The 25,010-nt window shown below is 73.7% G+C and carries 17 protein-coding genes and 2 tRNA genes; 4 read left to right on the top strand and 15 right to left on the bottom strand.

Annotation, left to right across the window (positions count from 1 at the left end; translation table 11 throughout):
• Nucleotides 1-50: 50 nt before the first annotated feature.
• Nucleotides 51-1,115: an AfsA-related hotdog domain-containing protein gene (locus tag ACWGDE_RS06105; protein ID WP_453387773.1), complete on the top strand. Its 1,065-nt coding sequence runs from the start codon at nucleotides 51-53 to the stop codon at nucleotides 1,113-1,115.
• Here ACWGDE_RS06105 and ACWGDE_RS06100 read toward each other — a convergent pair.
• The 4 genes from ACWGDE_RS06100 to ACWGDE_RS06085 all read right to left on the bottom strand — a co-directional run bounded on the left by ACWGDE_RS06100 (nucleotide 1,090) and on the right by ACWGDE_RS06085 (nucleotide 5,958).
• Nucleotides 1,090-1,953: a 4'-phosphopantetheinyl transferase family protein gene (locus ACWGDE_RS06100; RefSeq protein WP_453387772.1), complete on the bottom strand. Its 864-nt coding sequence runs from the start codon at nucleotides 1,951-1,953 to the stop codon at nucleotides 1,090-1,092. The two genes, ACWGDE_RS06105 and ACWGDE_RS06100, sit on opposite strands and share 26 nt — an antisense overlap.
• The gene (locus tag ACWGDE_RS06095; RefSeq protein WP_453387771.1) at nucleotides 1,950-2,252 is read right to left on the bottom strand and encodes an acyl carrier protein; all 303 of its coding nucleotides are present in this window, start codon (nucleotides 2,250-2,252) and stop codon (nucleotides 1,950-1,952) included. The genes ACWGDE_RS06100 and ACWGDE_RS06095 overlap by 4 nt, the downstream gene beginning before the upstream one ends.
• A 152-nt stretch (nucleotides 2,253-2,404) precedes the next feature.
• Nucleotides 2,405-4,126, bottom strand: a complete 1,722-nt coding sequence (locus ACWGDE_RS06090; RefSeq protein WP_453387770.1) for an acyl-CoA dehydrogenase — start codon at nucleotides 4,124-4,126, stop codon at nucleotides 2,405-2,407.
• Complete coding sequence (locus ACWGDE_RS06085) at nucleotides 4,123-5,958, bottom strand: fatty acyl-AMP ligase (protein WP_453387769.1); 1,836 nt, start codon at nucleotides 5,956-5,958, stop codon at nucleotides 4,123-4,125. Before ACWGDE_RS06085 ends, ACWGDE_RS06090 begins: the two co-directional genes overlap by 4 nt.
• 247 nt (nucleotides 5,959-6,205) lie before the next feature.
• Between ACWGDE_RS06085 and ACWGDE_RS06080 the strand changes: the two genes are divergently transcribed.
• Complete coding sequence (locus ACWGDE_RS06080; protein ID WP_453387768.1) at nucleotides 6,206-8,749, top strand: BTAD domain-containing putative transcriptional regulator; 2,544 nt, start codon at nucleotides 6,206-6,208, stop codon at nucleotides 8,747-8,749.
• 111 nt (nucleotides 8,750-8,860) lie between these two features.
• Here the strand turns inward: ACWGDE_RS06080 and ACWGDE_RS06075 are convergent, their stop codons facing one another.
• The 6 genes from ACWGDE_RS06075 to ACWGDE_RS06050 form a co-directional block, all read right to left on the bottom strand.
• A complete protein-coding gene (locus ACWGDE_RS06075) occupies nucleotides 8,861-11,584 on the bottom strand; it encodes an AAA family ATPase (RefSeq protein WP_453387767.1) in 2,724 nt (907 codons plus the stop codon).
• 145 nt (nucleotides 11,585-11,729) lie between these two features.
• Nucleotides 11,730-14,258 (bottom strand): ABC transporter permease, encoded by a 2,529-nt coding sequence (locus ACWGDE_RS06070; RefSeq protein ID WP_453387766.1) that lies wholly within the window; start codon nucleotides 14,256-14,258, stop codon nucleotides 11,730-11,732.
• 83 nt (nucleotides 14,259-14,341) lie between these two features.
• The gene (locus ACWGDE_RS06065; RefSeq protein WP_453387791.1) at nucleotides 14,342-15,121 is read right to left on the bottom strand and encodes an ABC transporter ATP-binding protein; all 780 of its coding nucleotides are present in this window, start codon (nucleotides 15,119-15,121) and stop codon (nucleotides 14,342-14,344) included.
• Between the two features lie 194 nt (nucleotides 15,122-15,315).
• Nucleotides 15,316-16,554 carry a sensor histidine kinase gene (locus ACWGDE_RS06060; protein ID WP_453387765.1) on the bottom strand — a complete coding sequence of 413 codons (1,239 nt, stop codon included), beginning with the start codon at nucleotides 16,552-16,554 and terminating at the stop codon, nucleotides 15,316-15,318.
• Nucleotides 16,555-16,599: 45 nt separating this feature from the next.
• Nucleotides 16,600-17,334 carry a two-component system response regulator CseB gene (gene cseB / locus ACWGDE_RS06055; protein ID WP_453387764.1) on the bottom strand — a complete coding sequence of 245 codons (735 nt, stop codon included), beginning with the start codon at nucleotides 17,332-17,334 and terminating at the stop codon, nucleotides 16,600-16,602.
• A 264-nt stretch (nucleotides 17,335-17,598) separates the two neighbouring features.
• Nucleotides 17,599-17,671 (bottom strand) — tRNA-Ala (locus ACWGDE_RS06050).
• Nucleotides 17,672-17,830: 159 nt separating this feature from the next.
• Here ACWGDE_RS06050 and ACWGDE_RS06045 point away from each other — a divergent pair.
• Both ACWGDE_RS06045 and ACWGDE_RS06040 read left to right on the top strand, forming a co-directional pair.
• Nucleotides 17,831-18,382, top strand: a complete 552-nt coding sequence (locus ACWGDE_RS06045) for a helix-turn-helix domain-containing protein (RefSeq protein ID WP_453387763.1) — start codon at nucleotides 17,831-17,833, stop codon at nucleotides 18,380-18,382.
• Between the two features lie 41 nt (nucleotides 18,383-18,423).
• On the top strand, nucleotides 18,424-19,701 hold the full coding sequence (locus tag ACWGDE_RS06040) for a serine/threonine-protein kinase (protein ID WP_453387762.1): 1,278 nt from the start codon (nucleotides 18,424-18,426) through the stop codon (nucleotides 19,699-19,701).
• A gap of 20 nt (nucleotides 19,702-19,721) precedes the next feature.
• Here ACWGDE_RS06040 and ACWGDE_RS06035 read toward each other — a convergent pair whose 3' ends face one another.
• The 5 genes from ACWGDE_RS06035 to gyrA form a co-directional block, all read right to left on the bottom strand.
• Nucleotides 19,722-21,008, bottom strand: coding sequence for a hypothetical protein (locus tag ACWGDE_RS06035; RefSeq protein ID WP_453387761.1), 1,287 nt, complete (start codon nucleotides 21,006-21,008; stop codon nucleotides 19,722-19,724).
• Between the two features lie 154 nt (nucleotides 21,009-21,162).
• The gene (locus tag ACWGDE_RS06030) at nucleotides 21,163-21,297 is read right to left on the bottom strand and encodes a DLW-39 family protein (protein ID WP_208809277.1); all 135 of its coding nucleotides are present in this window, start codon (nucleotides 21,295-21,297) and stop codon (nucleotides 21,163-21,165) included.
• A gap of 145 nt (nucleotides 21,298-21,442) precedes the next feature.
• A tRNA-Ile gene (locus ACWGDE_RS06025) sits at nucleotides 21,443-21,516 on the bottom strand.
• 107 nt (nucleotides 21,517-21,623) lie between these two features.
• Nucleotides 21,624-22,172 (bottom strand): DUF3566 domain-containing protein, encoded by a 549-nt coding sequence (locus tag ACWGDE_RS06020; RefSeq protein WP_453387760.1) that lies wholly within the window; start codon nucleotides 22,170-22,172, stop codon nucleotides 21,624-21,626.
• 87 nt (nucleotides 22,173-22,259) lie between these two features.
• Nucleotides 22,260-24,875, bottom strand: coding sequence for a DNA gyrase subunit A (gyrA, locus tag ACWGDE_RS06015; protein WP_453387759.1), 2,616 nt, complete (start codon nucleotides 24,873-24,875; stop codon nucleotides 22,260-22,262).
• Nucleotides 24,876-25,010 lie beyond the last annotated feature (135 nt).

Genomic DNA, 25,010 nt, shown 5'->3' with positions numbered 1-25,010 from the left:
TGTTCACCCGGGAGCCTCAACGGGAGGCGGCCGGGACGGGGGTGGTCAGCATGAGCGGTACCGCACTCACCGGCCGGGGGACACCGCCCGGCCGGTCCTCGGTCGCCGACTGGGACATACCCGTGAACCCCGGCGCACCCGTGCGCCGGTCCGCGGCGCCCGGCGCCACCACCAGGCACCTGGTCCACCGCCCCCGCACCTGGGAGCACCACGGACTGTCCCCGGTGGAGGACGCCTCCGAGGAGTTCGCGCTCGCCGCCGACCTCCCCCACGACCACCCGCTCCTCAACGACGGCCCCGGCCGCTTCCACGACATCCAGGCCGCCTCCGAAATGGTCCGCGAGGTGGGCGAGTTCATCGGCCAGTGCCACTTCGGCGTCCCGGCCAACCGCACCGGCATCTTCTACCGGTTCGGCATCGACGTCCCCGACCTCGCCGCCTGGCGGACCCGTCCGGAACCGGCCCGGCTGACCGCGACGCTGGTGGTGACCCCCGACAAGATGATCGGCGGGGTGCCCCGCGCGCTGGACTTCCGTACCGCCCTGGAGATCGACGACGTCCGCTGCGGAACCGGCTCGGCCAACGTGGTCTTCCTGCCGCCCGTGCTGCGCCGCAGCCACCGCGAGCAGAGCCGCGCCACGGCCTTCGCCGCCGCGCCCGGCCCGGCCCGGCCGCTCGCCGGCGACCGGGGCGCCCCGGTGGACCCCGCCGACGTGGGACGCTCCGACCCCGCCAACGTCATGCTCCACGACGCCTCCCGGCCCTCGCACGGCAGGCTTTCGGTGGGCGTGTCCGTACCCCCGCTGTGGCCCTCGGCCCAGGGAGCCGGCGACGGCCACGTACCCGCCCTGGTCCTGCTGGAGACGCTGCGGCAGACCTCGCTCCTCGCCGCCCTCGGCACCCACCAGCTGACACCGGCGCGCAGCGCCCTCGCTTCCCTGCGGGTCCACTTCCGCGGCTACGCGGAACCCGACCTGGCGATGCGCTGCGCGGCGGTGTCCGGAGTGCTGGAGCACGACGGCCAGGGCCGGCGCCGGGCCCCGGTCACCCTCACCCTGACCCAGGCGGGCCGCACCGTACTGGAGGCGGTCACCAAGGTGGTGGAGGACCACTGACTCCACCGTTCAGCGCCTCGTGGATCGCCTCGGCCTCCTCGGCGTCCAGCACCGAGGTGACCCCGGTGTCCGGCACGCCGCCGAACCCGGCGTCGTACACGGCGGCGCTCACGGTGAACCGGACGCCCCCGCTGTCGAGGGCGTAGGTGCGGAAGGACCACTCGTCCCCCTCCCCCTGCGTCCCGTCCGGGCTCAGCACCCGGGTCCGGCCGTCGTCGGGGCCGAAGCCGAACTCGGTGAAGCGGAACTGCATGCCCTGCCCGATCGCCTTGCTGTACGCCTCCTTGAGCGTCCACAGGCGCACCAGGGTCGCGTTGCGGTCCGCCTCGTCGAGGGCCGCGATGTCCCGGGCCTCCTGCGGGGTGCAGACGCGCCGGGCCATGCCCGGCCGGTAGAGCAGGCGGGCCGCCGGTTCCGCGTCCACGCCGATCAGCCCGCGGCTGGTCAGCGCCACGACGAGCAGTTCGTCGGTGTGGCTGAGGCTGACGTCGATCTGGTCGCAGCCCCGCAGGTACGGGCGCCCGGTGGTGCCGTACGCGAGCTCCAGGTCGGCCGGGTCCGCGGACAGCGCTCCGCCCGCCGCGTGCTTGAGCAGCAGCCGGGAGGCCGCGTACCGGCCGCGCATGCCGGGGTGCTCGATGTCCTGGAAACCCGCCCAGTCACGGCCCAGTACGGCGCGCAGCGCGGGCGCCCCCTCGTCGTCCGGGCGCCAGTCGGCGAGGCGGCCGTGCACCACGGCGCTGCCGCCGCGGCGCAGTTCGGCGCGCACCCGCGCCCAGTCGCCGCGGTCGCCCGGGCCGGCGACGGCGATGGGCTCGCCCAGTGCCGGGGCGGTCATTCGACCTCGTACCCGCCCACGTCGACGACCGGCGCCGGCCGCGCCCCGCGTGCGGCGAGGTGGGCCACCAGGTCGTCGACGGTGGAGTGGTCCCAGACCCAGGCCGGTTCGAGGGGGATCGCGAAATCGTCCTCCACGTCACCGCACAGGCTCAGCACGCCCACCGAGTCCAGCCCGTACTCGGCCAGCGGCACCGAGGCGTCGATGCCGTCGGGATGCCGGCCGAGGTAGACGGCGAGCCGCTCGATCAGCCATCCGTAGAGCGGCGCCGCGTTGCGCGACGGTGCGGGGAGGGTCATGGCCGGTACTCCTTGGGTGCGGGGGGTTCGGATTGCGGGGTTCGGCTTGCGGGGGTGCGGGGGTGCGGGGGTGCGGGTTGCCGGGTGCGGGTGCGGGTGCGGTCGGTACGGATGCTGCGGTGCGGGCGGCGCGTGCCCGGCGGCCCGGGCGTTCAGCCGGCCACCGGGGTGTCGTACAGGTCGTAGCCGCGCCCCTCGGCGAAGCGGTCCAGCGCCTCCCGGTGGACCCGGGCCGCACAGTTCGCGGGCAGCTCCGCGGGGCGCAGGCCCAGCCGGCGGGCGACGCGGTGCAGGGCGGCCGCGGCCCAGGAGGGGTCGCCGAGGAACGGCTCCCCGGCGGCGCGGCCGTGCCACCACACCCCGAGGACGGCGGCCGCGGCCAGCACCAGCGCGTAGCGCTCGCACAGCGCGAACCAGGCCGGGCTGGTGGGGCGTTCCCCGCCCGGATCGGGCAGCGCGAGCACCCGGCCGCGCAGGTCGCGCAGTTCGCGGACGAGCAGCTCGGCCAGGTCGCGCAGGGCCCGCTCCTCGACGGTGGCCCCGGGCGCGGAGGCGGCGCGGGCGAGCAGGGCGGCGCTGAGGCCGTCGCTGCCCCCGGCCGGCACGAGGGCCTCGTAGCGCAGGGCGGGCAGCGGGTCCGCCGGGCGGAACAGCGCGGCGGGCGCCTCCTCCCCCGTGAACCAGGCGCCGCGGGCGAGGCCCCCGAGCTGCGGGACGATCGTGGCCCGGCAGGCCGCGGTCCCTGCGTGCCCGAGGCCCGCCGCGGACACGTCGCGCAGGTGCTTGCGGAAGATCCCGACGGTGCCCTCGCGGGTGTAGAGCTGCGATCCGAGCACCGTGGACAGTTCGTACATCGCCTCGCCGAGCACCTTCGGCAGCAGCGATCTGACGGCCGCCGCGTACAGGCTGGTCTCGCCGGGCAGCAGGTGCAGGGCCCGGGTGGCCACGATGGCGAGGCTGTCGTAGAGCAGCAGGTCGGTGAAGGCGCCGGTGACGGTGTGGGCGACCTGGCGCGGATCGGCCGCCGCCCCCGGTCCGCCCGGCCCCTGGGCCCGGTCGACGTGCACGGCGGTGCGCAGGCCGGTGTCCACGGCCGCCACCATCAGCGAGGCCGTGAGGGCGCGGCTGATCTGGGAGGACCGCAGAGCGGTGCGCAGCCCGCCGCCGGGCGCGCCCAGCAGCGCGCTCCCGGGCACCGGGCACTGGGAGAACTCCACGCCCGTGCGGAAGTAGCCGCGCAGCCCCACCGACGGCGCCCGCCCGGTGATCCGGTGGCGGGCGGCGGGGAACCCGCGCGGGTCCAGCAGCAGCGCGCTGAGGCCGGCGCCGCCGCGTTCCTCGCCGGTGCGGCAGAACAGCACCAGGGCGTCCGCGCGGTGCGCGTTGTTGACGACCGGTTTGCCGCCGGTCAGGGCGAGCCGGCCGCCGGGCCGCCGCACGAGCCGGATGCCGCTCCTGACGAACTCGTTGGCCTGCGCGGGCCCGTGCTCGGCCACGGCGGCCTTGGAGCCCGCCAGCAGCAGGGACGCGAGGTGGCTGCGCTGGGCGGCGCCTCCCGCCGTCCACACGGCCGAGGCCGCCGTGAAGGTGCTCGTCCCGTGCCCCATGCCCAGGGCCACGTCCCGGCGGAAGACCGGGCGCATGATCCGCAGCAGGGACTCCGCCGAATCGAACCGCCCGCCGAGCTCGCGCGGCACGAACTCCTCGTTCAGGCCGAACCCGTCGAGGACGGCCTCGGCATGCGGGGAGGGCGTCGCGGCCCGGTCGGCGCGCAGCAGCGCCCGGTGCCCGGTCGGATTGCCCGGCCGGGCGGGGTCGCCGAGCAGCCGCTCCAGGGCGGCGACCCGGTCCCGTACGGGCACGGCCGCGCTCACCACACGGTCCCCCGCGCCGTGCCGCCCACGGGCTGCAGCAGGTCGTTGCCCAGCAGCGTGTTCCACGGCCGGATCAGGCTGCGCACCGCCGGGTCGAGCACCTCGTACACCCCGGCGATCTCCCCGGCGAGGAACAGCCTGCGCATCAGCGTGCGCTGGATCTTGCCGCTCGTGGTGCGGCGCACGGTGCCGGGCCGTACGAGCAGCACGTTGCCCCCGGGCACCTCGAAGTCCTGCCCGATCAGGCTCTGCACCCGGCGGGCCAGGACGCGCAGCTGCTCCCAGTCGGTGTCCTGGTCGCGCACCTCCTGCAGGACGACGAGCTGTTCCCGCTCGGCGTCCACGGTGAACACGGCGCCGTTGCCCGCCGCGAAGGCCGGGGACATCTCGCGGACGGCCGATTCCACGTCCTGCGGGTAGATGTTGCGCCCGCTCAGCACCGCGACCTCCTTCAGCCGCCCGGTGACGTACAGCTCCCCGTCCTCCACGACGCCGAGGTCCCCGGTGCGCAGGAAGGCGCCCGAACCGCCGCCCGCCCCGGTACCCGGACCGCCGTGCGACCCGGCCCCGAAGGTCCGCCCGGTCTCCTCCCGGTCGTGCCAGTAGCCCCGGGCCACGCTGTCGCCGCGCAGCTCGATCTCCCCCACCCGCCCCGGGGGCAGTCGCCGCCCGTCGGGTCCGGTGACGCGCAGCTCGTGCCCGCGCACCCGGCCGCTGCTCACGAGGGTCCGTACGGGCTCCCCCGCGCGGGCCGGCCGCAGCTCGTGGCGTTCCAGGGCCGCCGCGTCCACGGTGCGCCGGGCGGCGGGGGCGCCCGGCTCCCCGCCGGAGACGAAGAGGGTGGCCTCGGCCAGACCATAGGCCGGGCACAGGCTCCCGGGGCGGAAGCCGGTGGCGGCGAACCGGTCCGCGAAGGCCTCCAGGGTGCGGTGGCGCACCGGTTCGGCGCCGTTGATGGCGACGCGCCAGCGCGACAGGTCCAGCCCGGCGAGCTGCTCGTCGGTGACCCGCCGTACGCACAGGTCGTACGCGAAGTCGGGGGCGGAGCAGACGGTCGCCCCGTAGGCGTCCACCGCGCTCAGCCAGCGCGCGGGACGCCGTACGAAGGAGGCGGGGGACATCTGCACGGAGGTGGCGCCCAGCCACAGCGGATGCAGCAACTGACCGATGAGGCCCAGGTCGTGGTAGTGCGGGAGCCAGCTGAGGAACCGGTCGTCCGGGGTGGTCGCGAAGGCCTGCCGGAAGGCCTCCTGGTTGGCCAGCAGGTTGCGGTGGCTGACCATCACCCCGCGCGGCCGCGAGGTCGAGCCGGAGGTGTACTGGAGGAGGGCCAGGTCGTCGGGGCCGGTGCCCGGGTCCTCGTACGCGCCGGCGCCCGGACCGGGGCCCCCGCCCGCGGTGATCACGTCGGTGGCCAGGCACACCACCTCGCCGCGGCCCGCCATCGCCAGCCACATCGACACCTCGGCGGCGCTCGCCGCGTCGGTCAGCACCAGCCGCGCCCCGGAGTCCCGCAGGATGCCGGACACCCGCTGGAGCCGTTCGCCCCGCTCGCCCGGGAGCGGGGCGGGCACGGCCACCGCCCCCGCGTACAGGCAGCCGGTGAAGGCCCGCAGGAACTCGGCGCCCGGCGGATACAGCAGCAGGACCGGCTCGCCCCGGACGCCCAGGTCGCGCAGGCGTACCGCGAGGGCGCGGGCCCCGGTGTCCAGCGCGGCGCGGCTCACGTGCTCGGCGGTGCCGTCGTCGTGGAGGAACACGTGCGCGTCCGCCCCTCCGCGTTCCCCGGCGCGCTGCCGCACCGCCTCGGTGAAGGTGGACCAACTGGTCAAGGCCTCTGCCCTCTCGCGCGGTACCAACGGGACGCCGAGGGTGCTCCGGAGGCCCCTCTCCCTGGGTCCGCATCCTCCACGCGGGGGCTAAAGCAGCCCTTGCGGCCCGTGTCCGAGGGGCCGGACCCGTCCTCCGAGAGGCCGGAAATAGGGGGGTGCCTGTCCGAAGTCCGGGGGTGCGCCCGACCTAGAGTGGGTGGACCAAGCGAACGGGGGGGTTCAATTGCGTTTTCGGGTTCTTGGTCCCATGGAAGTGCGCTCGGCCGGCCCGGACGTGCGGGTACTGACCCCGCGCGCCGCGAAGGTGCGCGTGGTGCTGGCCACCTTGCTGGTCCGCGTCAACGAGGTCGTCTCCGTCGACAGCCTCATCGACGAACTGTGGGGGGAACAGCCGCCGCGCACCGCGATGACCACCCTCCAGGTGTACATCTCCCAGCTGCGCAAGATGCTCCGCGACGCCGATCCGCAGGCGGGCGGCGAACTCCTGCAGACCCGCTCCCCCGGCTACCTGTTCCGCCTCGACCCCGGACAGCTGGACCTCTCGGTCTTCGAGGACCTGCACGCACGGGGCCGCGAGGCGCTGGCGGCCGGCGACCACACCGGCGCCGCCGACCTTCAGCGCCGGGCCCTGGAGCTGTGGCGCGGCCCGCTGCTGTCGGACACCCCGCACGGCTCGCTGCTGGACAGCATGGCCGTACGCCTCTCCGAGGTGCGCACGGCCGCGCTGGAGCAGCGGGTGCGCGCCGAGCTCCAGCTCGGACGCCACCAGGAACTGCTGGGCGAACTCCGTGCGTTGACCGCCGAACTGCCGATGCACGAGGAGTTCCACGCGCACCTGATGGTCGCCCTCTACCGCACCGGCCGGCAGGCCGACGCCCTGGAGACCTTCGCCAAGCTGCGCCGCACCCTCGTCGACGACCTGGCCATCGAACCGGGCCGGCAGATCCAGCAGCTGCACAGCCGCATCCTGACCGGAGACCCCGCGCTGCTGCGCCCGTCCGCCGCCTCCGCCGCGCGGGCCGCCGCCCCCGCCCCGGCTCCCGCCCTACCGGAACTCCCGGTGACAGAACTCCCGCAGCCCGACCCGCTGTTCACCGGCCGGGACGCGGAACTCACCGAGCTGGAAGCCCTGCTGGAGGACGCACCGGCCGGCGGCTGCGTGCTGGTCAGCGGCCCCGCCGGTTCGGGCAAGACGGCCCTGGCCGCCGCCGCGGCGCACCGGGCCGCCGCCGCGTTCCCCGACGGCCGGGTCCTCGTACGGGCGCGCACCGGGGGCGACGGCCGCACCGCCGGAGCCGAGACCCTGGCCTCCGCACTGCGGGCCTTCGGCACCACCGGCACGCTCCCGCGGGACGAGGACGAACTCGCCGCACTGCTGCGGCGCCTGACCGAGGGCCGGCGCGTCCTGCTGGTCCTGGACGATGTGGCCTCGGCCGCGCAGCTGCGCCCGCTCCTGGCCTCAGCACCGGGCTGCGTGGTCCTGGCCACCTGCCGCGGGCTGCCGCGCGGAACGGCCGCCCTCGGCGTGCAGACCCTGCCGCTCGGACCGCTCGGGCCCGCCGCCGGCCGCACCCTGCTCGCCGACGACGAGGCGAGCGAGGAGCTGACCGCACTGTGCGGCGGGCTGCCGCTGGCCCTGCGGGCGGTCGCCGCCCGGCTGGCCTCGCACCCGCGCTGGACCACCACCGCCCTGGCCGACCGGCTGCGGCCCCGGGAGACCAGGCTCGCCGAACTGCGCACGGCGGACGAGGAGTGCTACGAGGTGCTGCACGCGGCCTACGCGGGGGCGGACGAGGCCGACCGGGCCGCGTTCCGCCTGCTGGGCGCGGTGCCCTCCGGCCCGTTCGCCGCGGACACCGCGGCCGCCGCCCTCGGATCGACCGCCGCGCGCGCCGAGGGCTCCCTGGAGTCCCTGGTCGAGGCGGGCCTGCTGCTGGCCCTGCCCGAGGGCGGCTACCGGCTGCCCGAGCTGCTCGGGCTGCTGGCGGCGCAGCGGCTCGCCGAGGAGGAGCCGGCCACGGTCGCGCACGAGGCGACGGCCCGGCTGTGCGAGGCGCTGGCCGGCGGACTGGAAGCCGCGCAGCACGCCGGACACCTGGACGGACTGCACCCCCTGCAGTGGTTCGAGCAGCGCGGCCCGCAGCTGGCGGACGCCCTCGTACGGGCCCACCGCGCCGGGCTGTGGCCGCAGACGGTCCGGCTCGCCGACGGCATGGCCCCCTTCTTGGAGGCGCTGGCCGCCTGGGACGTCTGGGAGCGCTGCCACACCACGGCCCTGGACGCGGCCCGGCGGCTCGGCGACGGAGCCGCCGAGGCACGGCAGCTGCGCTCGCTCGGCGACCTGGCCTGGCAGCGCCGCCGCCTGGAGGAGGCCGGGGAGCACTACCGGCAGGCCCTGCGCGCCGTCGAGACCGCCGGCCCCGCCGCGTCCGCCGAGACCGGCCCCGAACGGGTGCGGGCCCTGGCCGGCCTGGTGGACCTGCGGCTGGACGAGGGTGCGCCGGCCGACGCGGCCCGGCTGCTGGACCCGCTGCTCGACGAGGTGCCCGAGGACATGCGGGGCCGCTGGGAACTGAGCCGGGTGCGGGGCCTGCTGGCCGTGGAGACCCGGCTCCCGGGCGCGGCCGAGACCCACTTCGGCCAGTGCCTGACCCTGGCCTCGGCCCTGGGCGACCGGCGCCTGGAGTCCTACGCCCGGCGCTGGCTGAACCGGCTGGGCGGCGGCGAGCACCGCGAGGACTGGTCCGAGGTCCGCCCCGGGGTCTGGCGGGCCCGGGCCACCACGGGCTGAGCGGTCCTCGGACGCACGAGAAGGCGCTGTCGTCGGATCCCCCGACCGGGGGGCTCCTATGACAGCGCCTTCCGCGTTCCCGCACGGGATACGGCATACGAGGCCGGCGGCTCAGCCCGCCTTCGCCGGCTCCTGCTCCTCCGCCTGCACGTCCATCTGCAGGTCCATCGGGAGCTCCTGACGGCGGGTGATGTTCAGCTTCTTGTACGCGCGGGTCAGGTGCTGCTCCACCGTGCTCATGGTGATGTACAGCTTCCCGGAGATCTCCCGGTTGGTGTACCCGTACGCGGCCAGCGCCGCGACCCGCCGCTCCGACTCGCTGAGCCGGCTCGCGTCCGCCACCGGGGCCCGCTCCTCGGACCCGGCCCCGGGCACCACCCGGGTCTGCCCGGGCAGGATCTGCTCGCACAGCGGACCGGCCCCGCAGTCCGCGGCCAGCTGCCAGGCCCGCCGGGTGACCATCCCGGCCCGGGTGCCCTCGCCGACCAGCTGCAGCGAGCGGCCCAGATCGGCCAGGGCCCGCGCGAGTTCGAGACGGTCCCCGGAGCCGCGCAGCTCCTCCACCGCCCGGCCGAGCACCTTGGGCCGCTGGGCGGGCTCGCCCACCGCGGCGCGCAGCCGCAGCGAGACCCCGTGCACGCGCGCACTGCGGACCTCGGCCATCGACAGCTGCTCCGCCAGGAACCGCTCCGCCTGCCGGTGCTCCCCCAGCTGGAGCAGCGCCTCGGCCGCGTCGGCGCGCCACGGGGCGAACCGGGCCCGGTCCAGGTTCCACCGGCGGGCCAGCCGGCCCGCGTCGAGGAACTCACCGACCGCGGCCTGCGGGCGGTGGGTGGCCAGGTAGTAGTGGCCGCGCGCCCGCAGGTAGCCGATGGCGTGCACGCTGGCGAACAGCTCCTCGGGAACCGGCAGTTCGAGGCGGCGAGCCGCCTCGTAGAAGCGGCCCATGGCGGTGAGCGCCAGTACTTCGGTGGCCAGCGGCGCGAAGAGGAACACCGAACCGCGCCCCGCGACGGCGGTCACGGCCGCCGCCGCCTCCCGGGCGGCGCCCTCCAGGTCGCCGGTGCGCAGCAGCGCCTCGGCGTGCAGATGCCCGAACGCCGCGTACCAGCCCGGGGTGTTGACCGGATCGGTCTGCGCCTGGAGCTTCTGGCACCACACCGCGGCCCGGTCCGCCTGGTCGGCGTGGAGCAGGGTGCGGACGGCCTGGGTGAGCGGGTCGAAGGTGGTGTGCGCGAGCGGGGTGGCCTTGAGCAGCCGTTCCACCGCCGCGAGGTCACCGGACGTACCGCCCGGGTGCGCCCACAGCGCGGCGCAGTCGCGCAGCCTGCCGGGGGCGCCCGCCCCGGCCTGGTCCCGGCCGGCGGCCGGGGGCAGCGCGTAGAGCTGGCGCAGCGGATCCTCCCGCGGCGCGGGCGGCTGCTCCCCCTCGGTGCCCTGGGAAGGACGGGGGGCGGTGCGCTCCAGGGTTTCGGCGGCGCTCTCGATCCGGCCCTGCGAGACGAGCAGCCGCGCCAGCAGGCCCGCTTGGGCGGGCGTGAGCGCGCCGGCCCGCATCGCGGCCAGCGGAGCGGACAGGTGCGCCTCGGCGGCGGCGGGGTTGCCGCGCCAGGTGACGGCGGCGAGCTGCAGGTCGATGTCCAGGCGCAGGGACTCCTCCCCGCACAGCTCGCGGGCGCGTCCGAGGCAGGAGGCGGCGTACGACCAGTCGTCGTCGAGCAGTGCCTGGCGGGCGGCCTCGCGCAGCGCGGGCACCGCCCAGCCGGCGCCCGCCTCGCGCGATCCGGGTACGTCCACGGCGGCGAGCAGGTGCCCGGCCACGACCCCGGCGCGGGCCTGCCCGTCGTGCAGGACGCGGGCCGCCTTCCAGTGCAGGCGGGCCCGTTCGGCCGGATCGGTGTCGTCCAGTACGGTCGCGGCCGCGGCCGGGTGGCGCAGCCGGTAGCCGTCGGTGAGCCCGGTGCCGTCCAGGACGGACAGCGCGCCCCGGGCCGCGTGCAGCGTCGTACCGGCCAGCGCGCGGGCGAGTCCGGCGGTGGCCTCCTCGCCGAGTACGGCGATGGCCGCGGCCAGCCGCCGCGCCTCGGGCCCGCTGCGCCGCAGGCAGACCGCGACGGCCTCGGCGAACGGCCCGCCGGGCAGCGGCGCGGGCCACCGCCGGGCCCCGCGCACCGGTACGGGGTACTCGGTGAGCAGTGCCTTCAGCAGCAGCGGGTTGCCTCCGGTGATCCGGTGCAGGTGCGCGGCGAAGGTGTCGGAGACCGGCGCGCCGGTGTGCCGGGCCAGCACCTCGGCGGTGGCGCCGAGGTCGAGGCAGCCGAGCCTGATCCAGCCGAAGCCGGGATGGCGCAGGAACTCCGTACGCGCCCGGGAGGTCTCCGCGCCGCCCTGGCCGGGCGACTGCGCGAGCACCATCAGCAGCGGGAGCCCCCGCAACGACCGTGCCAGGTGCAGGAGATGGCCGAGCGAGGCCGCGTCCGCGTGGTGGAGGTCGTCGACACAGACCATGACGGTGCCCCGGCCGGCGAGCCCCCGCAGCGCCTCCTCGAACACGTGGACCGCGGGGATCCCGCCGCCCTCCGGCAGCGTGCCCGGCGGCAGCGCCGCGACCAGGCGGCGCAGCACCGCGTGCTCCACGTCCTGTTCGCCGGGCGCCGCGGCGGCCCGCAGGACCGTGACCCCGCCGCGCACGGCGAGTTCCGCGAACTCCTGCACCAGCTCGGACTTCCCGCACCCGGCGGGCCCCTCCACGAGCGCGATGCTCGCGGCACCCGACTCGCAGGCCTTGAGCATCATGTCCAACCGCGCGAACGCGTCGTCCTGGTGCCAGAACACCACAGCAGCCTCCCCCGATCGCCGTGCACTGCCGACTGGTCCACGTTAGGAACCGCGGCGGCACGGCGTCAGGGGAAGCCGCTGGCCACAACCTGCCCGGCAGGAAATGCCCCGCCGGTCCGGGCCCGTCGTGGCCGGGCAGCGGCTACTGCGCGGCGGTCGCGGCGGGGATGTCGACGCGGGCGGCCCTGCGGGCCGGCCAGAGCGAGGCGAGCAGCGCCCCCGCCAGGGCGAGCAGCACCCCGAGGGCGAGCCGTCCCCAGGGGATCACCAGGGCGTAGCCCGCGACGGTCTCCGCGAGGGTGCGGCTCATGGCCCAGCCCGTGAACACGCCCATGACCGTGCCGGCGACCGCACCGAGGGCGCCCACGAGCAGCGCCTCCGTACGGATCATCCGGGTCACTCCGGTGCGGTCCAGTCCGATGGCGCGGAGCGTGCCGATCTCCTTGCCGCGTTCGAGCACGGACATCGCGAGGGTGTTGGCGATGCCCAGCGCGGCGATCACCAGGGCCATGCTGAGCAGGGCGTAGAAGACGTTCAGCTGGTCGCCGATGCCGCTGGTGTCCTCGGCGCGGATGCCGTCCGCGTCGAGGACGGACAGGGCGGGGTTGTCGCCCAGCGCCTTGGTGACGCTCGCGAACGCGGCCCGGCCGGGTCCGCCCGACACGTCGACGACGATCGAGTCGGTGTTCGGCGTGGAGTCGTAGCGGGCGACCAGGGAATCGGGGGCGGTGATGCTGGGCAGCAGATTGCTCTGCTCCTGCGCGTGGTAGACCGCGCCGATGGTGATCTCGCCCCGCTCTCCCCGCCGCTCCAGGGGCAGGGTCTGGCCCACCTTCCAGCCGTGCGCCCGGGCCTTGAAGTCGGCCACGGCGACCTGGCCCTTCGCCAGGCCGTCCAGGGAGCCCTCGACCACGTCGTAGTGCAGCAGGTGACCGATGGTGGCGGGGTCGACGCCGGTCAGGACCGAGGAGACCCCACCGATCCGGTACTCGGTGGACTGGTTGAGCGGGCTGTACGAGGCCCCGGGCAGGCCCTTGAGCAGCGCGGCGGTGGCCGGGGTCATCCGCTGCCCGCCCGAGGCCCCCTTCACCAGATAGTCGGCGCTGAAGTCCCGGGTGGTCGCACCGTCGAGGTACCGGGTGGCGGAGGCCCCGAGCACGGACAGGCCCGAGGCGAGCGCGAGCGCGATGGCGAGCGCGGCGGCGGTGGCGCCCGTACGGCGGGGATCGCGCACGGTGTTGCGGGCGGCGAGGTCCCCGTGCACCGGGCTCACGCGCAGCAGCAGCGGCCGCAGCAGGGCCACGAACGGCCTGGACAGCAGCGGGATCAGCAGGATCGTGCCGGCCAGGGTGAGGCCCGCGCCGAGCCCGATCACGGTCCGGGCGTCCTTGCCCGCCGCCAGGGCCCCGTACAGCACGGAGGCCGTGCCGGTGAGCACCAGTGCGCCGCCGATGCCGGTGCGCAGCGAGCCGGTCCGCGCGGGCTCCGCGGGCTCGGCCGCGCCGAGCGCGGCGACGGGCGGGATGGCCATGGCCCGGCGGATCGGGACCCAAGCCGCGATCACGGGCAGGGCGGTGCCGGCCACCAGCGCGATGATCACGGTGCTCGGCAGCAGCACCAGCGGCGCGGCCGGAGCCTCGGCGGGAGCGAACACGCTCTGGAGCAGAGCGGCGACCCCGGTACCCGCGACGATGCCGGCCACGGAGGCGATCGCGCCGACGAGAACGGACTCCACCAGGAGAACGCGCCGCACCTGCTTGCGCGAGGCGCCGACGGCCCGCATCAGCGCCAGCTCCCTGGTGCGCCGGGAGACCAGCATCGTGAAGGTGTTGGAAATGAGGAAAGCGGCCACGAAGAGGGCGACCGCCGCGAAGCCCACCATGATCTGGCTCATGGTGTCGCTGTCGCTGGAGGCGAGGTTGGCCTGGATCCGGGCGAGCTGCGCACCGGTGGCCACGCCGGTGTCCTTGGGCAGCACCGCTTCGACACGGCTGCGGAGCTGGACGGCATCGGTGCCGGAAGCGGCCGTGATCTCGATGTGCGTGTACCGGCCCGGCTCCAGGAACAGCCGCTGGGCGACGGCGTCGGAGAACAGGATCAGACTGCCCCCGACGGGAAGCTTGGAGGCGTCGGTACGGAAAACGCCGCTGAGCCGGTACGAGGCCGCGCCCGAGTTGCTCCCCACCCGCACGGTGTCCCCGACCCGGTAACCACCTTCGGCGGCACTGGCCTGGTCGAGCGCGATCTCCTGCTCCCCGGCCGGACCGGTCCCCTCGATGAACCGGTACGCGGGGTCGACACCGTCCCGGCCCGGGGCGAAGTTGCCGCCCTGCCGGTGCATGCCGTCGCCGAGCAGCCGCCCCTCACGGTCGGGGACGGCGGCGAATCCGCTCACCCGGCCCGCGACGGCGGCGACACCGGGCACCTCGGCCAGGCGGCTCACGGTGCGGGCGTCGAGGGTGGCCGGCGGGGAGCCGGGAACGGTGTCGGGGGCGACGTCGAGGGAGATGCGGTCGTAGCCCGCCGTCACCCGGTCGACGGCGGTCTGCTTCAGGCTGTCGCCGTAGACGAGGCTGCCGGTGATGAAGGTGACGCCCAGCATGACCGCGAACGCGGTCATCAACAGGCGGGCCTTGTACGCGAACACGTTGCGCAGTGCGGTACGGAGCATGGGGGTGCGAATCCAGAGGAGGCGGGCTCGACACAACGGACGAGCGGGGTTCGGTACGGGAACGGTCCGGCGGCGCAGGCGGATCAGCTCGTCCCCGAGCCGGGGTCGAAGGCCTTCATCCGGTCCAGGACCCGCTCCGCGGTGGGCCGCACCATCTCGTCGACCAGCCGCCCGTCGGAGAGGAAGACCACCCGGTCGGCATGGGCGGCGGCCACGGGGTCGTGGGTCACCATGACCACGGTCTGGCCCAGTTCGCGCACCGAATCGCGCAGGAAGCCCAGGACCTCGCCGCCGGCCCGGGAGTCGAGGTTGCCGGTGGGCTCGTCACCGAAGATGATCGCGGGCCGCGAGACCAACGCCCGGGCCACCGCCACGCGTTGCTGCTGACCCCCGGACAGCTGCCCGGGCCGGTGCCCGAGACGGTCGCGGAGCCCCACCATGGAAACCACCCGGTCCAGCCACTGCCGGTCGGGCCGGCGTCCGGCGACGGTCAGCGGCAGCGTGATGTTCTCCAGCGCGGTCAGCGTCGGCAGCAGGTTGAACGCCTGGAACACGAACCCGACCCGGTCACGGCGCAACCGGGTCAGCCGCTCGTCGTCGAGCGCGCTCAGCTCGGTGGTCCCGATGCGCACGGAACCGGAACTGACCGAGTCCAGCCCGGCGGCACAGTGCATCAGGGTGGACTTCCCGCAGCCGGAGGGCCCCATGATCGCCGTGAACTCGCCCTCCTTGAACGAAACGCTCACCCGGTCCAACGCGACGACCCGGGTGTCCCCGCTCCCGTAGACCTTCGACAGATCGGTGACGCAAGCCGCGACCCCGGCCGACGAGTACGGAGCCTGCGGGACAAGGGAGTTGACGATCACGGGCAGTTACTCCTCTTAGGGCGCGGAAAGTGCCACCCGAAGACTCCCGCCCGAACGTATCGCCCCCCGCCCCACCGTGCATCGACCCCCGCTCCGCTTCGTATCGGTTGCGTAGCGACCAGTCGCAAACCCGGCCCGGCCGGCGTTTGAGGCGCGGGGTCCGGGGCGGAGCCCCAGATCTTTCGCTGCGATCAGCCGGGCAACCGCAGGGTGGCCACGGCCCCGCCGCCAGGAGCGTTCTCGAAGCGGAGCTCCGCCGAGAGCACCCGAGCCTGCCCCAGGGCGATGGTCAGCCCCAGCCCGTGCCCCGCCCCCCGCTCGGCCGCACCCGTCTGGAACCGCCGCGGCCCATCCCGCAACAGCTCCTCCGGGAAGCCGGGCCCATGGTCCCGCACGACGACGGTCCGCCCCTCGACGGTGACCTCCACCGGCCCACCCCCGTGCCGATGCGCATTGACGACGAGATTCCCGACGATCCGCTCGAGCCGCCGCGGATCGGTCTCCACGGTCTCCACGGTCTCCGCGGCAGCCCCCGCCCCCTCCTCGACGACACTGACCCCGGTCTCCAGCCCGGTCCGCGCCACCGCCTCAGCAACCACCTCCCCGAGCGGCACCCGCACCCGCTCGGCCCGCTCCGCCCCCGCGTCCAGCCGGGAAATCTCCAGCAAGTCCTCGACCAGCCCCCGCAGATCCCGCACGCGCCCCCGCAGCAGATCCTCCGTCTCACCCCCCGGCAGCAGGTCCACCGCGGCCAACAGCCCACCCACCGGCGTGCGCAGTTCGTGGGCCACGTCCGCGGTGAACCGCCGCTCGTCGCGCAGTTGCCGGCTCAGGCTGTCGGCCATGCGGTCGACGGTGGCGGCGATGTCGTCCACCTCGTCGCGCCGCCGGGTGGGCCCGGTCCGGGCGTCCAGGTCCCCGGCGGAGATCCGGACCGCGGTCTCGGAGACCCGCCGCAGCCGCCGGGCGAGCAGCCCGGCCCCGTACGCCGCCAGCGGCATGGCCGCCGCGAGCGCGACCGCCGAGGCCACCACCATGGTCACGTCGAGCTGGCGCAGCGAGTACAGCCCCGAGTTCATGCTCACGCGGACCGCGAGCACCGGACTGCCCGGCCCGCCGACCCGCTGGGCGCCCCAGACGCCCGGGGCCGTGACCCCGTCCACGCCCTTGTCGTAGGCCGTGTGCCGGTCGTCGTCGGACGGGCGCTCCAGCTTGGCGGGCAGATCGGGCGGATCGAGCTGTGCGCCGTCGGTGAGGGCTCCGGTGCGCCGGTAGACGTCCATGGCCGAGTACACGCTGTTGAAGGCCTGCATCTCGGCCTGGCCCTCGATGTCGTCCTTGGTCCAGAAGTGCACGAGCATGCCGACCGCCACCGCGACCAGGCAGCCCGTGGCCGCGGCCAGCGCGGCGATCTTCCACCGCAGGGACATCCGCCCCGACCGCAACCGCCCGAAGAAACCCACGGTCACCTCGACTCAACGCCTGAGCTTGTAGCCGAACCCACGGACCGTTTCGATCCGCTCCCGGCCCAGCTTGCCGCGCAGCCGCTGCACGCACAGGTCCACGACCCGGCTGTCGCCGTCCCAGCCGTAGTCCCAGACGTTGCGCAGCAGGGTGTGCCGCTCCAGCACGATGCCCGGGTGGGCGGCGAACTCCAGCAGCAGCTTCAGCTCGGTCGGGGTCAGCGCCACCGGGTTCCCGCCGACGGACACCTCCAGCCCGCCGGTGTCGATGGCCAGGTCCCCGAAGACCAGCCGCTCCCCTTCCGCCGCGGGCTCCTCGCCCGCGGCGACCGCACCGGGCCGGGAGGCGGGCGCGTAGGTCGCCCGCCGCAGCAGCGAGCGGATGCGCGCGACGAGCACGAAGGTGTCCACGGGCTTGACCACGTAGTCGTCGGCCCCGGCCTCCAGCCCGGCGACGACGTCGAGCCCGTCACCGCGGGCCGACATCATCAGGACGGGCACCAGGCTGGTCTCCCGCACCCTGCGGCACAGCCCGATCCCGTCCAGCCCGGGCAGCATCACGTCCAGGACGAGCAGATCGAACTCCCCGTCGCGGAAGAGCTCGAGCCCCGTGAGCCCGTCGGCGGCGGCCGTCATGTCATAGCCGTACCGCTCCAGGGCGACGGTGAAGGACCGCCGCATGAGCTCGTCGTCCTCCACCAGCAGCACGCGTACGGGCGGCGCGGAGACCTGGTCGGGCGAAGACACGAGCGGACGACTCCTGTTCGGGCGGGCCGGAAGGTCCGGAAGAGCCCGGCGACCCGAAAGGAACGATAGGCCAGAAACCGGACATGGCAACCCTTCCGCCCCACCCGAGCCCGAATCAAGCGCCCCCCGATACCCACCCGATACAAACGCCCCGGTCCGCCCGCACCCCCACCCCGGGGCGAGCCCGCGGGCCCCCTCGGCCCGGCGGAACGCGAAAACACCCCCTCCGACCGCGTTTCCGCAGGTCGAAGGGGGTGTGAAAAGTGGAGCCTAGGAGATTCGAACTCCTGACATCTGCCTTGCAAAGGCAGCGCTCTACCAACTGAGCTAAGGCCCCGAAAGTGGACATGCCAGTCCCCCGGGAGGGAGTGACCGTTCCGCAAGACAGAGTACCGGGTGTACCCCCTCATCCCGCAAAATGATAGGGACTCCCGCCCCGCGACCACTCTCCGTAAGATGCTCGCGAGGTTCGCACCAGCGAAGGGGAGTAGTAAGAGTGGACGCAGTACAGCAAGAGGCTACGGCCAGAGCCCGGGAACTCCAGCGCAGTTGGTACGGGGAGCCGTTGGGCGCGCTCTTCCGCCGGCTCATAGATGACCTCGGCTTGAACCAGGCCCGCCTCGCTGCCGTCCTCGGGCTGTCGGCGCCGATGCTGTCCCAGCTGATGAGCGGACAGCGTGCCAAGATCGGCAACCCCGCCGTGGTCCAGCGGGTGCAGGCTCTCCAGGACCTGGCCGGCCAGGTGTCCGACGGGAGCGTCAGCGCCGCCGAGGCGACCGACCGGATGGACGAGATCAAGAAGACCCAGGGAGGTTCCGTCCTCAGCAACAGCACCGGCCAGTCCGCCACCGGCTCCGGCGCACCCACCGTCAAGCGCGTGGTCCGCGAGATCCAGTCGCTGCTGCGCTCGGTCTCGGCGGCCGGCGACATCATCGAAGCGGCGGACACCCTCGCCCCCAGCCACCCGGAACTGGCAGAGTTCCTCCGGGTGTACGGAGCGGGCCGCACCTCGGACGCGGTCGCCCACTACGAGGCCCACCAGAACTGACACGCGGCTGACGCGGCTGACGACGGGGGACGGGCGCAGCAATGGGTGAGATCTTCGCCGGCCGGTACGAACTGATCGACCCGGTCGGACGTGGCGGCGCGGGAGCCGTATGGCGTGCCTGGGACCACCGGCGCCGCCGTTACGTCGCGGCGAAGGTCCTCCTGCAGAGCGATGCCCACACCCTGCTGCGGTTCATCCGCGAACAGGCGCTGCGGATCGATCACCCGCACGTACTGGCCCCGGCCAGCTGGGCGGCGGACGACGACAAGGTCCTGTTCACCATGGACCTCGTCGCCGGCGGCTCCCTCGCCCATGTGATCGGGGACTACGGGGCCCTGCCGCCCCGGTTCGTGTGCACGCTGCTCGACCAGCTCCTGTCGGGGCTGGCGGCGGTCCACGCGGAGGGCGTCGTCCACCGCGACATCAAACCGGCCAACATCCTGATGGAGGCCACTGGAACCGGGCGGCCGCACCTGCGGCTGTCCGACTTCGGCATCGCCATGCGCAAGGGCGAGCCCCGGCTGACCGAGACCGCCTTCGTGGTCGGCACGCCGGGCTATCTCGCGCCCGAACAACTCCTCGGGGCCGAACCCGACTTCCCCGCCGACCTGTTCGCGGTCGGACTGGTGGGCCTCTACCTCCTCAAGGGCACCAAGCCCGACTCCCAGGCCCTCGTGGAGCACTTCCTCGCCCACGGCACCCCGAGCGCCCCCGAGGGCGTTCCCGCGCCACTGTGGGAGGTCCTGGCCGCGCTGCTCCAGCCGGACCCCCAGAGCAGGTTCAAGACGGCCACAGGGGCGCGCAAGGCCCTTGCCGAGGCCGTGGAGCTGCTGCCCCCGCCCGCGCCCGACGAGGTCCCGGTGGAGGTCTTCGACCAACTGGGCCCGGTCCCGGCCGGTTTCGCCCCCCGCGCCCCGCAGGACGCGGTGCGCGAAGCACCGTACGAGGCCGCGCGCGAGGCCGCGCACGAGGCTCCGCGCGACACCGCGTACGAGCCGACCCGCACGGCCGTGCCGACCGGCCCCACCGTGCCCGCCCAGCCCGCGGACTCCCCCGCCACGGCTCCCCTCCCGGCCCCCGCGGGGGCCTTCGGGCCCTCGGAGACGGGCAGTTTCCACCTCCCGCCGCCCGCGCCCGCCCCGCGGAGCGCACAGGCCGCGCCGACCGCCCCGCACCCGTACGCCTCCCCGTACGGTGAGCCGCCCGCGCAGCCCCGTACGGGCTCCTTCGCTCCGCCGTCCCGCAAGGTCACCGCCGGCTTCGTCCTCGCCGCGCTGCTCTGCTTCGCCGTCGGCGTCTGGGCCCTGACCCAGCTCTGACCGCCGGGCGGGCACAGGGCTTAGGCCGTCCGCCTGCGGGCCAGCAGGATCCAGCCGCCGAGCACGAGCAGCAGCACCGTCCCGGCGGCGAACCCGGAGCCCGCGACCACCCGCATCACCGAGCGGTTCGCGGCGGCCGCGGCGGCCTCCACGGCCGTGGTCCCGTCCTTGGCAGCGGCGCGGTCCTCCGCACCGACCCCGAACCCGGCGGGCGAGAGGCCCTCCTTGTAGGCCGGGGCCTTGCCCGCGGCGCCGATGACCTCCAGGCGCAGGGTCAGCGGCACGGGCACCGCGTCCTCGGTGAACTCCCCGACCTTCCCGGCCATGGTCACGGTGACGTAGTACCAGCCGGCCACCCGGACCGGCCCCACCTTCCGGTCGCCGGAGAAGCGGTTCTCGTACGCCACCGGCGCCGTCCTCGGCAGGGTCACGCTCGCCTGCTTGCCGTCGTACGAGGCGTCCTTGTAGTCGACCAGGCCCCGGTACGGGGTGTACAGCGAGACGGTGAGCCCGTACGAGGCCGAGCCGGACGACTTCGTCAGCTGGGCGGCGGACAGTTCGGCCCCGAGCCCCAGCTGCTGCCCCCAGTCGAGCGGCACCCGGTAGAAGCGGGTCTGGCCCGGCCGCAGGTCGTCGCTCCACACCCCGCTGCGCAGGGCCCGCGCGTCGTTGAAGCCGGTCCCGCCGGCCCGCGGCGCGGGATCGCTGCCCGGCAGGGTCGGCGCGGCCGACGGCCAGACGCTGGGCGCGGTGGTGGGCGCGCTGCCGCCGCCGAGGCCGGGTTCGCGCTGGACCCGCAGCTCCAGGGGCCAGGCGGCGGGGTCCGCGTCCTTGGACGCCGTACGGGTGACCTTGACGTAGTAGGTGCCGGCCTGCTGGCAGGCGGAGTCCTCCTGGAGCATCCGCACCCCCACGGCACTGATGGGGACGGGGTCGTAGCCGAAGTCCGCCCTGCCGGGATTGCCCGGGCAGTAGCGGAGCTCGGTGTTCACGACCTGCACCTCGATGCCGTCGCTGTAGCCGACCTTCGCGCCCGCGGGAGGCTGCAGCACCCCGGAGACGTACACGGTGGAGCGGTCGTCGAGGAAGAGCCGGTAGTAGCGCTCGCCCGGCGCGATCGCGTCCTTGTAGACCGAGCCGGCCTCCAGCAGCGGGGCACCGGCCGTGGAGGGCTTCCCCTCGACCGCCTTCGCCCCCTCCGCGCCCCGGTACGGGGGCACCGGCTGCGAGGTCCCCGCGGCGGCCGCGGCGACCGCGGCCCCCGGCAGTGCGGCCAGCAGGCACAAGGCCGCTACCCCCGCCCCCACGGCTCTGCGTGCCCTCCGCGGTACCCGCTCCATCACACCCACCCCCGAGTTTGCCAACGCAAGTCAAAACTTTGCATACCGCAACTTTTCGTCACAGAGCAGCACAAAGCCCCGACCGCAGCGGCAGTCGGGGCTTTGGGATCAACCTTGGGTCTCACACACCGGAACCAGAAGGCACGGAGTCGGTTGCCTCCGTCCACAGGTCCTGCTCGGCGCGGTCCGCCTGGATCTGGCGGTACACGAGGAGCCCGCCGATGGCGGCCAGTGCGACCAGGAGCAGCTTCTTCACCGCGCGACCTCGTCTTTCGTTGACGTAGGGGACTTCTGGCGCCCAACAATACACACCGACCGATACCGATCGGTGACCTACCCGTACCCCAACTGGCCGTACGAAGAAGACCCCCAGGCCATGGGCCTGGGGGTCTTCGACACTGTGGGGCTAACAGGATTTGAACCTGTGGCCTCATCCTTATCAGGGATGCGCTCTAACCAACTGAGCTATAGCCCCATCCGCGCTGCGCGCTGACTTCTGAAGGTTAGCGCACAGACCCGGTGACTCCAAAATCGGTTCCCGTGACCCGTCTGCGCAGGTCACCAGCCCCGTCTTCGGAAGATCTACTCGTCCTCGGCGAGCGTCAGCTCCACACCGCCGACGAAACCCGCCGACAGGTTGTAGATGAACGCGCCCAGGGTCGCCAGCGCCGTCATGAGCACCACGTCGATGACCGAGATCACCGAGGTGAAGATCAGAACGCGCGGCAGCGACAGGAAGGTCTGCAGGTCGAAGCCGTTGCTCTCGTTCGAGCCCGTCGCCTCGCTGATCGTCCCGCCGACGCTGGAGAAGATGCCCATGGCGTCCATGACCATCCACAGCACCACCGACGCGACGATCGTGCACACGCCCAGCGCGATCGACAGCAGGAAGCTGACCTTCATCACCGACCACGGGTCGGCCTTGGCCACCCTGAGCCGCGCCTTGCGCGTCCTGGGCGCCGTACGGGCCCCCGTGCGCGGCTTGCGCTGCGCACCCGGGTCCCCGGCCCCGCGGGGCGCCCCGGGGCCCGAGGGCACCGCGTACGCCTGCGGCGGGTGGTAGGGCTGCTGAGGACCGGCCTGCGGCGGCTGCTGCGGCTGCGGCGGCTGCGGTCCTCGGGTGTCCGTCACGGTTCCCCCCTGGGAGTCCGCGGCGTCGCCACGGGCACCGTTCGCTCCAGTCTTGGCCGGTCCGGCGCCCGTGGCTCCACTCACGACTTACTCCTCGTGCTCCCCAGCCGAGGGCTCCGTGCCCTCGGCGGCCTCCGCGGCCTGTCCTTCGACAGCCGCTTCGGTCCCGATCTCGTTCTCGCTGTCGTCGACCTCGTCAGCATCCTGACCGGCCTCCGCGTTGCGGGCGATACCGACGACGGCATCCCGCTTGCCCAGGTTGATCAGCTGGACGCCCATGGTGTCACGGCCGGTCTCCCGTACTTCGTTGACGCGCGTACGAATCACACCACCGCCGAGCGTGATGGCGAGAATCTCGTCCGTTTCGTCGACCACGAGCGCCCCGACGAGCGAACCGCGGTCCTCCACGATCTTCGCCGCCTTGATGCCCAGGCCACCGCGGCCCTGGACGCGGTACTCGTCCACCGGCGTCCGCTTGGCGTAGCCGCCGTCGGTCGCGGTGAAGACGAACGTACCGGGCCGGACCACGCTCATGGAGAGCAGTTCGTCCCCCTCGCGGAAACTCATGCCCTTCACGCCCGAAGTGGCGCGGCCCATCGGGCGCAGCGCGTCGTCGGTCGCCGTGAAGCGGATCGACTGCGCCTTCTTGCTGATGAGCAGCAGGTCGTCCTCGGCGGACACCAGCTCGGCGCCGATCAGCTCGTCGTCGCTGCCGTCCTCGGTCTCCCGGAGGTTGATCGCGATGACGCCACCCGAACGGGGCGAGTCGTAGTCCTTGAGCGCCGTCTTCTTCACCAGGCCGCCCTTGGTGGCCAGGATCAGGTACGGGGCGGCCTCGTAGTCGCGGATCGCGAGGATCTGGGCGATCTTCTCGTCCGGCTGGAAGGCCAGCAGGTTCGCCACGTGCTGCCCGCGCGCGTCGCGGCCGGCGTCCGGCAGCTCGTACGCCTTGGACCGGTAGACGCGGCCCTTGTTGGTGAAGAACAGCAGCCAGTGGTGCGTGGTGGACACGAAGAAGTGGTCGACCAGGTCGTCCTGCTTCAGCTTCGTGCCGCGCACGCCCTTGCCGCCGCGCTTCTGCGAGCGGTAGTCCTCGGTCTTGGTGCGCTTGACGTACCCGCCGTGGGTGATCGTGACGACGATGTCCTCTTCGGCGATCAGGTCCTCCATGGACATGTCGCCGTCGAAGGGCACCAGCTTGGAGCGCCGGTCGTCGCCGAACTTCTCGACGATGGCCGCCAGTTCCTCGCTGACGATGGAGCGCTGACGCTCCTCCGAGGCCAGGATCGCGTTGTACTCGTTGATCTTCGCCTGGAGTTCGTCGTGCTCGGCGACGATCTTCTGCCGCTCCAGGGCCGCCAGGCGGCGCAGCTGCATCTCCAGGATCGCGTTCGCCTGGATCTCGTCGATCGACAGCAGGCCCATCAGGCCCTCGCGGGCGATCTCGACCGTGTTGCTGCGCCGGATCAGCGCGATGACCTCGTCGATCGCGTCCAGCGCCTTGAGCAGACCGCGCAGGATGTGGGCGCGCTCCTCCGCCTTGCGCAGACGGAAGCGCGTGCGCCGGACGATGACCTCGATCTGGTGCTGCACCCAGTGGCGGATGAACGCGTCGATCGACAGCGTGCGCGGCACGCCGTCCACCAGCGCCAGCATGTTCGCGCCGAAGTTCGTCTGCAGGTCGGTGTGCTTGTACAGGTTGTTCAGCACGACCTTGGCGACGGCGTCGCGCTTGAGGACGATCACCAGGCGCTGGCCGGTCCGGGACGAGGTCTCGTCGCGGACGTCGGCGATGCCGCCGACCTTGCCGTCCTTCACCAGGTCGGCGATCTTCTGGGCCAGGTTGTCGGGGTTGGTCTGGTACGGGAGTTCGGTGACCACCAGGCACTGGCGGTTCTGGATCTCCTCGACCTCGACCACCGCGCGCATCGTGATGGAGCCGCGACCGGTCCGGTACGCCTCCTCGATGCCCTTGCGGCCCACGACCAGGGCGCCCGACGGGAAGTCCGGGCCCTTGATCCGCTCGATGAGCGCGTCCTGGAGCTCCTCGTGCGAGGCCTCCGGGTGCTCCAGCGCCCACTGGGCGCCGGCCGCGACCTCGCGCAGGTTGTGCGGCGGGATGTTGGTGGCCATGCCGACCGCGATGCCGGCGGAGCCGTTGACGAGCAGGTTCGGGAAGCGCGCCGGCAGGACCGTCGGCTCCTGGTTGCGGCCGTCGTAGTTGTCCGTGAAGTCGACGGTCTCCTCGTCGATGTCCCGGAGCATCTCCATGGCCAGCGGCATCAGCTTGCACTCGGTGTAGCGCATCGCGGCCGCCGGGTCGTTGCCCGGGGAGCCGAAGTTGCCGTTGGAGTCCACGAGCGGCATGCGCAGCGACCACGGCTGGGCCAGGCGGACCAGGGCGTCGTAGATCGAGGAGTCACCGTGCGGGTGGTACGTACCCATGACGTCGCCGACAACACGAGCACATTTGTAGAAGCCCTTCTCGGGCCGGTAGCCGCCGTCGTACATCGCGTACAGCACGCGACGGTGGACCGGCTTGAGGCCGTCCCGTACGTCGGGCAGGGCGCGCGAGACGATGACGGACATCGCGTAGTCGAGGTAGGAGCGCTGCATCTCCGTCTCGAGCCCGACGGGCTCGATCCGCATGGTGGGCTGCTCTTCCTCGGTGTTCTCGGCAGTGGGGGTGGTTTCGTCGGCCATTGCTGGTCAGAAGTCCTTTCAGGCGGTCAGCTGAGCCGACTCAGATGTCGAGGAAGCGAACGTCCTTGGCGTTGCGCTGGATGAAGGAGCGCCGGGCTTCGACGTCCTCACCCATCAGCACCGAGAACAGGTCGT

The organism is Streptomyces sp. NPDC054956 (assembly GCF_053609185.1).
The sequence above is the reverse complement of the archived record's forward strand: the minus strand, read 5'-3'. Positions and strand labels throughout refer to the sequence as shown.